The sequence below is a fragment of the Balneolaceae bacterium genome (assembly GCA_034521495.1).
Classification (GTDB): Bacteria; Bacteroidota; Rhodothermia; order Balneolales; family Balneolaceae; genus Rhodohalobacter.
Genome location: JAXHMK010000004.1, coordinates 199733 through 212116 on the forward strand (window position 1 = coordinate 199733; position 12384 = coordinate 212116).

At 44.1% G+C, this 12384-nt stretch carries 11 protein-coding genes; 8 read left to right on the forward strand and 3 right to left on the reverse strand.

Going from position 1 to position 12384, the window contains the following annotated elements; all coding sequences use genetic code 11:
* Window positions 1–21: 21 nt before the first annotated feature.
* Window positions 22–1371: a nodulation protein NfeD gene (locus U5K72_01790; GenBank protein MDZ7717534.1), complete on the reverse strand. Its 1350-nt coding sequence runs from the start codon at window positions 1369–1371 to the stop codon at window positions 22–24.
* Window positions 1372–2046: 675 nt separating this feature from the next.
* Here U5K72_01790 and argF point away from each other — a divergent pair.
* The 5 genes from argF to U5K72_01815 all read left to right on the forward strand — a co-directional run bounded on the left by argF (window position 2047) and on the right by U5K72_01815 (window position 7550).
* Window positions 2047–3021 (forward strand): ornithine carbamoyltransferase, encoded by a 975-nt coding sequence (gene argF / locus U5K72_01795; protein MDZ7717535.1) that lies wholly within the window; start codon window positions 2047–2049, stop codon window positions 3019–3021.
* Between the two features lie 45 nt (window positions 3022–3066).
* Window positions 3067–4347 carry an argininosuccinate synthase gene (locus U5K72_01800; GenBank protein MDZ7717536.1) on the forward strand — a complete coding sequence of 427 codons (1281 nt, stop codon included), beginning with the start codon at window positions 3067–3069 and terminating at the stop codon, window positions 4345–4347.
* Window positions 4348–4669: 322 nt separating this feature from the next.
* Entirely contained in the window at window positions 4670–5974 is a 1305-nt protein-coding gene (argH, locus tag U5K72_01805; GenBank protein ID MDZ7717537.1) for an argininosuccinate lyase, read from the forward strand.
* A gap of 192 nt (window positions 5975–6166) precedes the next feature.
* Window positions 6167–7054: a serine hydrolase gene (locus U5K72_01810; protein ID MDZ7717538.1), complete on the forward strand. Its 888-nt coding sequence runs from the start codon at window positions 6167–6169 to the stop codon at window positions 7052–7054.
* A 100-nt stretch (window positions 7055–7154) separates the two neighbouring features.
* Complete coding sequence (locus U5K72_01815) at window positions 7155–7550, forward strand: TraR/DksA C4-type zinc finger protein (GenBank protein MDZ7717539.1); 396 nt, start codon at window positions 7155–7157, stop codon at window positions 7548–7550.
* Between the two features lie 325 nt (window positions 7551–7875).
* Here the strand turns inward: U5K72_01815 and U5K72_01820 are convergent, their stop codons facing one another.
* Window positions 7876–8634, reverse strand: a complete 759-nt coding sequence (locus tag U5K72_01820) for an SUMF1/EgtB/PvdO family nonheme iron enzyme (GenBank protein ID MDZ7717540.1) — start codon at window positions 8632–8634, stop codon at window positions 7876–7878.
* Window positions 8635–8827: 193 nt separating this feature from the next.
* Here U5K72_01820 and U5K72_01825 point away from each other — a divergent pair, with 193 nt between their 5' ends.
* The 3 genes from U5K72_01825 to U5K72_01835 all read left to right on the forward strand — a co-directional run bounded on the left by U5K72_01825 (window position 8828) and on the right by U5K72_01835 (window position 11871).
* Entirely contained in the window at window positions 8828–9916 is a 1089-nt protein-coding gene (locus tag U5K72_01825) for a M14 family zinc carboxypeptidase (protein ID MDZ7717541.1), read from the forward strand.
* A gap of 169 nt (window positions 9917–10085) precedes the next feature.
* On the forward strand, window positions 10086–11411 hold the full coding sequence (locus tag U5K72_01830) for a hypothetical protein (protein MDZ7717542.1): 1326 nt from the start codon (window positions 10086–10088) through the stop codon (window positions 11409–11411).
* A gap of 52 nt (window positions 11412–11463) precedes the next feature.
* The gene (locus U5K72_01835) at window positions 11464–11871 is read left to right on the forward strand and encodes a VOC family protein (GenBank protein ID MDZ7717543.1); all 408 of its coding nucleotides are present in this window, start codon (window positions 11464–11466) and stop codon (window positions 11869–11871) included.
* A 28-nt stretch (window positions 11872–11899) separates the two neighbouring features.
* Here U5K72_01835 and U5K72_01840 read toward each other — a convergent pair whose 3' ends face one another.
* Window positions 11900–12301 carry a MarR family transcriptional regulator gene (locus tag U5K72_01840; protein ID MDZ7717544.1) on the reverse strand — a complete coding sequence of 134 codons (402 nt, stop codon included), beginning with the start codon at window positions 12299–12301 and terminating at the stop codon, window positions 11900–11902.
* Window positions 12302–12384 lie beyond the last annotated feature (83 nt).

The following is a 12384-nucleotide window of genomic DNA, read 5'->3' on the forward strand; positions in this document are numbered from 1 at the left end:
TTTTTATTTGATTATATCTGATTATACATTTTCCGTTTCATCGATATTCTTTTCGTGGGTGGGTTCTACAAATACCCTCAATCCCTGAAATTCTACAATTTTGCATGGCTCGCCTTCTTTCAGTTCATGCTCGCTTTCGGCTGTCCAATATTCACCATCAAAAAAGACACGTCCGGGCTGATTGGGCTGAATCGAATCGACCACTTCAACAGTTTTTCCAACAGTAGATTCCAACCCTGACCGCGGTGGATTGAAAAGAGATTTAATCCCATAAGTTACAATCCATCCAAAAAATGCTACCGTTAATAGCGTTGCAGGAACCAGCCAGAATAACGAGATCTGCATCTCGTCGGGTAAGTCCTGGAAAAGCATCAATGCCCCCAGGAAAAATGAGACTGCCCCGCCGGATAAAAGAATACCAAAAGTTGGCGTAAATGCTTCCGCAACAAATAAGATAATTGCCAGTCCAATCAATAGAAAACCGGCCAGGTTAATTGGCATGGCGGCTACTCCATATAAAAGGAGAATTAACGCAATCACACCGGAAACCCCGGGTACAATTGCACCGGGATTGGTCACCTCGCCAATAATCCCGTAGATGGCTACCATCGTTAAGATCAGCATGACCTCCGGTCGCAATAAAAAACTAAAAAACTGCTCGGCCAGGGTTTCATCAATCCGGCTGATGGTGGCATTTTGAGTATTTAAAACCCGATCTCCAATCTCCATACCATTCATTTGAACCAGCAGGTCATCCAGGTCATTAGCCATAATATCAATCACATTCAGTTCAAGGGCTTCATCCGAAGTGATAGATGCCCCGTCGCGAACGGCCGACTTTGCCCACTCTGTGTTCCTTTCTCGTTCGCTGGCAATCGATTCAATGAAACTTTCCGAGTAGTTAAAAATCTTTTTCTGAGCCACGGTATCCATCTCTCCGCCTCCCATGGAAATGGGCGATGCCGCACCAATATTGGTGGCCGGTGCCATAGCCGCTACATGAGCCGCCAGCGTTATAAACGTTCCCGCACTTCCTGCATTCGCTCCACTTGGCGAAACATAAACCACCGTGGGATGATCTGTGCCCAACAACTCCTGAACAATATCCTGTGTTGAATCGAGAAGTCCGCCGGGAGTATCGAGTTCAATAATGAGAGCTTCATCCCCGTTCTCAACAGACTGCCGAATGCTTCGGGTGATGTATTGCGTAACCGTTGGGCCAATGGTCCCCTCCACACGAATAACGCTAACCGAAGGCTGCTGATTCGTCTCATCTATAGCTAATGAATCAACTTGAGTTGAATCTTGCAGGGCCAAAAAAATACCCGCGAAAAAAAGTGTAACTGCCAATAAGAATTTATTTGATCTCATATCAGGATAATTGAAATCTTACTTTATTGGTTCCATATTAAGGTCAATCATTTTAAATCTCTATCTATAATATACAATCTTTTAGCCGGATACGTGATTTCATACTGGCTGATCCTAATTTTAGTTTTGCCCAAAACGTTTCAAGAAGGCTTTACAAATAATTTTTCATGGATGCATTTGATGACAGATTTTTTGCATTTCAATAACCAATCCATTCACATTTTACCCACCAAACCTTCCCAAAGGAAGGGTAAGCATTTGCTTTATGCCCGGCATAATGAAGTGGCATCTCATTACTTATAAAATGGATTGATCCCAATTTTGTGATCCATTGTTTCGATGATTATCAACCAGTTATTTTGAATGGTTTAGGCAGTTCTGCCTGATTTAAAGAATTTGTGATCAATCAAAAAAAACATTTGCATTTTATTTTCCATACAGCGAATTTTCAGTCATGAAAAATTCTACACACATACAGTCTGCTAATCTTCGCCGTCGCCGCCCATTGGGCGTGTGATAATAGTGTGTAGTTTCGGCTACTAAAGAACTTATCGCAAGCCCGCTCAAATATACTGAGCGGGTTTTTTTATGTGCATCCGAAACGCTTTTCAACTCTCAAATGCACCCTTCGAGTTCTTCAATCCAAACCATTTACAACCATAACGAACCATAATCATGAAACATTTACTAACAATCGGCGAATTAGACCCCGATCAAGTGCAAGGCATTCTTGATTTAAGTCTACAGTTGCAGAAACAATCGCCACAAATACTACAAGGAAAAAACATCGCTTTTGTTTTTGAAAAACCATCCCTGAGAACCAAAGTTGGAGCGGAGGTAGCCATCAATCATTTAGGCGGAAACGTTGTGGATGTGGACGGCGACCTGATGTTCTCCAGCAGCAAAGCCGTACCCTTTAGTTTCCGGGAATCTCTTTATGATGCCATGAAAAACGTATCTCAGTGGTGTGATGCCATATTTGCCCGGGTTTATTCACACAGTACTCTCGAAAAAATGAAACAGTATGGAGTTATACCGGTCGTGAATGCTCTGTGTGATCTTCACCACCCCATGCAGGCGCTGGCAGATATTCTAACCATTCAGCAGAATTTTGGGAAGAATGAAAAGATAAATCTTACCTTTGTGGGAGATGCAAATAATGTTGCCCTTTCACTCTCAGAAGTAATGCTCTATTTTGGCCATAATATTACATTTACCGGACCTGAAAATTATGGGTGGGATGATGAAAAAATCGAGTACTTTTCAAAGCTATCGTCTGAATACGGCGGTTCTTTTCAGGTAGAAGATGATCCCAAAAAAGCTGTTTTTAATTCGGATGTGGTATACACCGATACATTTATTTCAATGGGACAAGAGCATATGTATGAAGAAAAAATTAAGCATTTCGAAGAATACCAGGTAAATGAGGAACTCTTTTCGCAAGCGAAAGAGGAGGCGGGATTTATGCACTGCCTGCCTGCCCACCGGGGCGTGGAAGTAACGGATGATGTGATAGATCACAAAAATTCCTGGGTCTATCAGCAGGCCAAGAACCGAATGATTGTATCAAAAGGAGTTTTTACAGCTCTTTTATACCCAACTCTGCTTTCAGGTAAAGACACGCTCAGTTCGCTTAAAGCCAAATTTTAATGGATATAACACAAATTTAAACTCACTCAATACTGAATCAAAAAAATGGAACAAGAAACCACTTATAAAAAAGTAGCCTCACACGAAGCAGAAAAAGGAACTTTTAATACGTGTCTGCTTCTCTACTCCGGCGGCCTCGATACCAGCGTAATGCTGAAATGGATCCAGGAGGAGTATGAATGTGATGTGATTGCACTGACTATCAATATTGGCCAAACGGCTGATAACCTCGATGCCATCAAAAAGAAAGCCCTTAAACTGGGTGCAAAAGATGTAATTGTATATGATGCGAAAGAGGAGTTTGCCGAACTCTGCACCGAAGCGGTAAAAGCCAATGCCGACTACCAGGGCGGATATGCACTCGGTTGTCCGCTGGGCAGGGTGATGATCTCCCAACTGGCCGTTCAATTCGCTTCTGAATATGGATGTGAAGTCATTGCACACGGATGCACCGGAAAAGGAAATGACCAGGTTCGGTTTGAAAGTTACATCACTACGCTGAATCCCGAACTAAAAATCATTGCGCCGGTTAGAGAATGGGGCATGGGCCGCGAAGAGGAGATTGCGTATGCACATGAGAACGGAATTCCTGTCGATCAATCCAAAAAATCACCTTATTCCTATGATGAAAATATGTGGGCCAATACAGGTGAGGGAGGAGAGATTGAAAACCCCGAATTGATACCACCCCTCGAAAACATTTTGAAATGGGCGAATACTCCTCAAAATGCACCTGATGAAGATGAACTCGTTGAGATTGAATTTGAAAACGGAGCGCCGATTGCTCTGAATGGTGTTCAACAGGAGAAAAAAGATCTCATTCAAACACTGAATGAAATTGGTGGTAAACATGGCGTTGGTGTTTTTCACCTGATTGAGGACCGGGTTGTGGGACTGAAGGTGCGTGGAGTTTATGAAAATCCGGCTGCACACATTTTAATCCAGGCTCATAAAAACCTGGAGCAACTGGTTTCCACCAGGGAAGAGAATGAACTGAAAACGCTAATGGATCAGAAGTGGGCGTACCTCGTTTACGGAGCCAAATATTTTGAACCGGTTGTGGATAATATCCGGGCGTACATCAACGAACAGAACAAAAAAGTGACCGGTACGGTGAAGGTTCGGCTCTATAAAGGAAATTGTGATGTGGTTGCACTTTCATCTCCCTATTCCTTGTTTGATGAAAACCTGGCGACGTTTAACAAGTCCGCCGCGTTTAACCAAAACGCATCCTCCGGCTTTATTGAACTGTGGAATCTGCCACAAAAAACGGCGTACCAGCTGAAGCAGACTGTGAAGAAGGCAGAACGCAAAAGTGAAAAGTGAAAAGTGCTGGAAAGTGCTGATGGCGCAAGCGTCCTCGCTTGTGCCCTTGTTCCACAAGCACGAGCGAGACACTCGCACTATCATGTATAATGTAACGGGAAAGGAAGCCGGAGCTTCCGAGGAGACATTCCGAAGGTGGACCTTCGGAACGAGTAAAATGTCATTGCGAAGGAGCGATAGCGACTGCGGCAATCCCCGAACGTTTGCATGCAGAAATTGCCGTGGTAACTGCTCGTAATACAATTCGCGCACTTTTGCGTTTTGCCTTTTCACTTTTCACTATTTTACCAAAAACCTAAATTCTACTTTTAAACCAATACCCATGTCCAAACTCTGGCAGAAGAGTAACACCGATACTGAAACCAGCGCATCCAAAAAGGCGGAAGCGTTTACTGTTGGGAATGACTACCTGCTTGACCAGGAGCTCGTTCCTTACGATATCAAAGGCTCGATTGCTCATGCAAAAGCACTCCACAAGATCGGTATTCTTTCGGATGATGAACTCGACAAATTGACCCGCGCTCTTCATGAAATCCTGGAAGAATGGAAAGAGGATAAATTCGAGATCCGGCTTGAGGATGAGGATATGCATACCGCCATCGAACTCTCGTTGGTTGACAAGCTGGGCGATCTGGGCAAGAAAATCCACACAGCACGATCCCGAAATGACCAGGTGCTCACCGCCGTCCGACTCTATGAAAAGAAGCAGCTTAAAGAGATCATCGGTCTGATTAAACAAGTGGCCGGAGCAATTCTTGAGTTCGCGGAAAAGCATCAAAACATCCCGATGCCCGGTTTTACACACACCCGAAAAGCGATGCTAAGCAGTGTTGGATTATGGGCAGGTGCGTTTTCTGAATTGTTGATTTTACAGGCAGAATCTTCCAAAGGAGTTGAGTCGTTGGTTGACAAATCTCCGCTTGGATCTGCCGCCGGATTTGGAACCTCGTTTGATATTGACCGGGAGCAGGAAGCTGAAGATCTTGGATTTTCAGATCCGCTGATCTGCTCAACCACTGCACAACTTTCCCGCGGGTGGACCGAATTGCAGTTCGTTCAATATCTGTCAGGAGTAACGGCTGTTCTGAATCGATTTGCTTCGGATGTGATTCAGTTCAGCAGCTCCGCATATCCCTATTTTGATTTGGATCCCGCCGTTTGCACAGGCTCATCCATCATGCCGCAAAAGAAAAATCCGGATGTGGCTGAACTGCTTCGGGGCGGTCATTCCGAATTGATCGGTTTTGCATCTTCCCTTCAAATGCTCACAACCAATCTTGGAAGTGGTTATCACAGAGATCTGCAGTTGAGCAAAGAACCGGTTCTGAAAGCCGTACATAAAACCAAACAATTATTAGAAGCGGCTGAACTGCTCATCACCCATATGAAGCCCATCAAAGAAAACCTTGCCGAAGCGTGCAGTTCCGAAATCTTTGCCGCTGAAGCCGCCTACGATCTCGTCAAAGAAAAAGGCATGACCTTTCGCGAAGCCTACCGATATATCGGCGATCATCCCGAAGAAGTGGAAGACATTTCCGCCGAAGAGATTTTGAAAAAGTATACGCACCTTGGCTCGCCGGGGAATGCGGGGTTGGAGAAGTTGAGGGAGAGGTTGGAAAGACTTTGAACAAACAACCTGGCAGAGCACGAACAAAGTGAGTTCCTGCCAGAGTTGTGGATTTAGTTTTGGCTCTCTGAATGCGCGACTCTTGCAGGACACCGAAAAGAACGGTGACTCTGCCAGGTCGCTTGTTCGCAATGACTGTGATTACTATTATTATTTTCAGTCAAACCTTAATAACAAACCACCAACAAACAGATGCATCCCTATTTTCTGTTGATCCTTCTCTTCCTCACAGGCTTTCGTCAAACCGATCCGAAAATAGAGACCCTAAAATCAGAGATTGAAGAATATCTGTCTGAACAAGAAGGCACCTACGCTGTTTGGTTTCAAGATTTACAAGATGAGGATCAACATTTTGCCATCAACGAGGACACTCTATTCCACGCGGCGAGTACCATGAAAACGCCGGTGATGATTGAGCTTTTCAAACGGGTGGAAGCCGGTGAGTTGAGTTTGGATGATTCGATCAAAGTGGAGAACAAGTTTTACAGTATTGTGGATGGATCGGAATTTCAGATGACCATCAGCCCGGAAAGCAACGATCCCATTGAAAAGAAAGTGGGTGAGAAGGCGACGATCCGGGAACTGAATCACGCGATGATTACGTATAGCAGCAATTTGGCAACGAATATTCTCATCAAGCTGGTTGGAGCCGAGGAAACGACACAAACAATGCGTGAACTTGGAGCGATGAATATCCAGGTTCTGCGTGGCGTGGAAGATCTGAAGGCGTTTGAACGGGGACTCAGTAATCGGACGACTGCGAAAGATCTTGGTATCATTCTTGAACATCTTGCAAATGGCACGGCTGTGAACCCGGAGATGGACCAACAAATGATCGAAGTCTTACAGGACCAGTATTACCGCGATATTGTACCTGCAAAACTCCCCGAAGACGTTATTGTCGCTAACAAGACCGGGTCTATCACGGGTGTGGAACACGATTCAGCTGTTGTTTACCTGCCTGACGGTTCATCATACATTTTGATCTTCCTCTCTAAAGATCTTCCGGATAATGAAAAGGGACGAGAGATTGGGGCAAAGATATCCCGAATGGTTTACGAGTTTATTGCTTCTGAATAAATCCGCGAAGTTTTCGAAAACTTCGCGGATTTTGTATACGAAACGCCATCTGCCTGAAAATCATTTTATAAGCAGAAGTTGAACAAAGATTGGTAGAATTATGGCTGAAGTAGAGAAAAAATCACCCGCGGAAAATTCCCCTTTAACAGATGAAGAGCTTGAACATTTCAAAGAGAAACTCCTGCAAGAGAAGAAAGAAGCAGAAAAAAACATAGAGGAGGCAAAACAGAGCTTAGAAGAGATTGACAGTAACTATGAGGATGCCAAATCCGCACAAGATCATCATCACAGCGACTTGGCCACAAAAGAGGACACCAAGCTGGCCCATCTCACAGCGATTGATAAAAACCAGGAAAAACTGGAAAAAATTACCGTCGCGCTGGACAGAATTGGAACCGGTGATTATGGAATTTGTGTAGAAACGGGCCAACCTATCCAGAAAGAACGGCTTGAAGTAATGCCGTATGCCATTCGAAGTGTTGGGGCAAAGGATTAATTTTTAAATGTCTTCCCTCTTTTAGGGGAGTTCGAATTTAGTCTCGATGGGTGTTTTAGAAAGATGCCAGTAATGTGGAGCACAAGCGAGAGTTCCTCAAGTATTCGCATCTATTCATGGGTCGAATTTAGTCTCTGCCAGTAATGTATAGAGCGCAAGCGAGACGCTTGCGCTATCCAAGTATGCAATTATTGGTAAGTTACCCCTCGGTCTGGGTAGTTTTAGAAAGATGCCAGTAATGTGGAGCACAAGCGAGACGCTTGCGCTATCCAAGTATGTAATTATTGGTCATCCCCCCCTTGCCCCATTGAAATAAAACATTTTTCTATTCCTTCTCAGAAACAGCACATCGAAAACCCACGGTGTGGTCTTCGAGATCACCGAGAACGCCAACACGCCAATAGGTGCGGAGAGTTACGTCTTCGCTGTTAAAACTTCCACCCCGCACTACACGCATCGCTCGTTCATCGAGGGGATAATATTGAATGGAATCGGGGTTTGTTTTATAGAAAGGGTAGTAATCTCCAACATACTCCGATACGTTTCCGCTCATATCATACAAACCCAATTCATTTGGCTGTTTCGTACCAACCAGGTAAGCGTAAGGACCACTGTTTTCAAGATGCCGGGCATAATGGTCAAGGCTGTCTGGGTTCGAGGTACCCGCATAAAGCTGATGTAATCCACCCGATCTTGCAGCATATTCCCACTCCTGTTCCGTCGGGAGCCGATAGCCGTAAGCATTGCAAAAAGCAAGCGCGTCTTCCCACGTGACATAAATCACCGCCCGCTTCCCTCTTCCACGATCATCATCTCTTGGCAGCGGCCGTTCTGTTGCTTTAGCAAAAGCATCATACTGCTCGTAGGTTACTTCATACGTTCCGATGTAAAAATCATCAAGAGTGACTTTGTGCAGAGGAAGTGAATCGTCATTTTCTCGTTCGAAACTATCTCCCATCAAAAATGTACCTCCCTCAACTTTTGTCATCTCCATTGGAAGGAGCTTCTCTCTTATAGTCGGTTGAAATAGCGCACATCCCGATAGGCCCAGCAAGAGTGTGATCACAAATAACTTCTTAATCATACTATAGAACTAATACTAATTTATTAGTAGAAAATAAATCGCTTTTGGTTCAGATCAAAAAAGAAATCTGCTGGATGTCAATTTCGTAAGTCACTCAAAGTTTAAAACAATCCCTGTTTAGACTTGTGCGATAGTACGTGAATTGTTTACTATAACTTTGACTGAAAAATGATTTATAAGCAATTCTTTAGCCATGAAAAACAAGTTTTTAGCATTCATTGTACTATTCATTATTCCTGTTTCTGCATTCTGCCAGGTTGAGTTGGACTATTATCTCCCCGACGATGTTGAGTTCAACCCGGAAATCCCCACACCTGAAGAAGTCATTGGCCACCAGGTTGGCGAGTGGCATATCACACATGACAAGCTGGTAAACTATATGTACGCCGTAGCCGAGGCATCCGACCGAGTGACGATTGAAGAGTATGCACGATCCTATGAAGACCGGCCGCTTTTGATTTTGACAATCACCTCGCCCGAAAATCATTCACGAATCGAGCAAATCAAACAGAATCAATTGGCGTTGACGGTGGCCGATCAATCCGGTGATGTAGATGTTGAAAATCAACCCGTAGTTATAAATATCGGCAATAGCATTCATGGTAATGAGCCAAGCGGGGCAAACTCCTCCATGCTTTCTGCTTATTATTTTGCTGCTGCCCATGATGAAAAGATTGAGAATATTTTAGAGAACTCGGTCATTTTACTTGATCCGTCTTTCAACCCCGATGGGCTCAACCGTTTTGCCACATGGGTGAATATGCACAAAAGCATAACAACCACAACCGATCCCGCCGACCGCGAATACAATGAACGATGGCCAAGCGGACGAACCAATCACTATTGGTTTGATTTGAATCGCGACTGGATGCCCGTTCAACATCCCGAAAGCCGCGGACGTATCGCAAAATTTCACGAATGGCGACCCAATATTTTAACAGATCACCATGAGATGGGATCGAACTCCACGTTCTTTTTCCAGCCGGGAATTCCATCCAGAACGCACCCGCTAACGCCTCAAATCAACCAGGATTTAACAGGACAAATTGCGGAATTTCATGCCGATGCACTCGACGAGATCCAGAGTCTCTACTACTCCAAAGAATCCTTTGATGACTTCTACTATGGAAAAGGATCTACCTATCCCGACCTGTTTGGAACGATTGGAATCCTCTTTGAGCAGGCCAGTTCGCGTGGTCATGCCCAGGAAACCGATCACGGAGTTCTGAGGTTTCCGTTTCACCATTCGGAATCAGTTTACAACGGCACTTTCTACGGTTGATGCTGCCGTTGCCCTACGAACGGATCTCCATGAGTACCGAAGAAGTTATTACCAGGATGTTCAGCAGGAAGCATCAGATGCCGATACTGAAGCTTATGTAATTGGAGATCAATACGACCAGGGGCGTAATTACCATTTTGCCGATCTGCTTTCGAAACACAATGTTGATATGTATGAACTCTCGGAAGACCTTGAAGTAAATGGACAGGAGTTTAAACAGGGACGTGCCTGGGTCATTCCAACGGATCAAACCGAATTCAAGTTTATTGAGGCGATGTTTGAAACCCGCACCGAATTTTCGGACAGCCTCTTTTATGATGTATCCGCGTGGACGCTTCCATTTGCTTTCAATCTCCCTTATGCAGCGTTGGATGGCGGAGACTTTGATAACGATCTGTTGGGCAATCGGGTTGAAAATCCTGAATTGCCCACAGGTGAAGTTGTTGGTGGGGAAAGTGATTATGCCTATATCTTTTCATGGGATGAATATTATGCCCCGCGAACTTTATACCGGCTTCAGGATAAAGGGATCCGCACAAAAGTGATTCAACAACCAACCACGGTTGAGACTCCAAACGGTACCCAGGAATTTGATTACGGATCGATTCTTGTTGCACTCGGCACACAAGATATAGATGCTGATGAAGTGTACAAGGAACTTCAAACCGCTGCTGAAAATGATGGCGTGGATATCTACAATGTAACTACCGGGTTAAGCACGAGTGGTGTGGATCTCGGAAGCCCAAGTTCGGAGGTTCTCGAAAAACCAAAAGTGGCTATTTTAGCCGGTGAAGGAATCAGCAGTTACGATGTTGGAGAGGTATGGCATCAGTTCGATCAGCGTTACAAAATTCCAATAAGCATGATTGAGAAAGATAACCTTGGATCAACAGATCTCGGCCGATACAATACGATTATTATGTCTGATGGCAGATATGGAGATCTCTCCGAAAATGATATTTCCGAATTAAAGCGATGGGTCAGAAACGACGGTGTTCTGATTCTACAGGAAGGTGCGATAGACTGGGGAATCAGCCAGGAATTGGTCAATTTAACTGCAAAGGAGGACAGCGGCCGATTCGATTTCAGTGATGATCTGAACTATGCCGATATCTCAAATGCCCGTGGTGCTCAATTAATCGGAGGCACCATTTTCAATGCTACCCTCGATACCACACATCCGCTTGGATATGGATATGATGATAATGAAATCTATATTTTTCGAAGTGGTACTCAATTTTATGAACAGCCTGAAAATCATTTTTCCGTGCCGGTTTCTCTTACGGAAAACCCACTTGCCAGCGGTTACATCTCTGAAACCAATCTTGAGTTAATCAGAAATACGCCCTCAATTATTGTGGACCGGTATGGTGGTGGACGCATCATCAGTTTTGTAGATAATCCAAATTTCAGGGCATTTTGGTTTGGACAGAATAAGCTTTTTGCCAACGCCATCTTTTTTGGCCGCACGATTTATTGGGCATCGACGAATTAAAATAACTCTGCGATGACCTGTCGGACTCTCGCAGGTTCTAAAAATTTGAACTATGAAAATTTCAGGAATCCTTGAAACCTGTTTGTATGCCGAAGATTTGGAAAGAGCCAAATCATTTTATTCAGCATTACCGGGAATAGAGTTTCTATCAGAAGAGCAGGGACGACATATCTTTTTCCGCTGTAACGGGAGCATGCTTTTAATATTCAATCCAAATCACACCGCCAGAGAACAAACAGAGGTCGATGGTCAACAGATTCCTCTTCACGGCAGTAAGGGAGAGGGTCATATCGCTTTTTCAATTGACGAAAATAACCTGGAAGAGTGGAGGCAGTTTCTCATGGATAATCAGATTCCCATTGAATCGGAGGTTACCTGGCCGAATGGTTCTGTGTCACTCTATTTTCGAGATCCCGCGGGGAATAGTCTGGAACTGGTAAGCCCCTCAATTTGGCAGTAAATTAATGGTCGATTTTTGTTCTCTCTTTTTATTTCTCTTCCTGTAAAAGATGAACTCCGTGCAACAGAAGCTCGTTAGTTGTATGTACATATTTATCGCCAAGAGTGCTTTTTAAGTCTTTGACAGCATTTTCAAAGCTCTTTTTAAGAGCAGGGGATATGCCTTGTCCTTTACGGCTCAGCGTAATCATTGCAGTTCTGCCCACCTTCTTTTTTTCAACCAAATCTTTTTTTACAAGCTTATTTACAAATCTCGTGATGGTTGAAGGAGCAAGATTCATCTCTTCGGCGAGATCGTTTTGGGAGAGTTCAACCCGATCTTGCAGGATCAAAAGAAGTTCTGCATATGAGGTCGCTAAATCGAACTCTTCAAAGTAAGAATCAAAATGACGGGTTATTTCCCGGCTGAATAAATTGGCTGCTGAGTGCATTGTATCTCCGCTAATTGTACATACAATTAATGTGCATAAATTTTATCAATCCTCAAAACAGAAAAGGGAACTGACCTCATCGG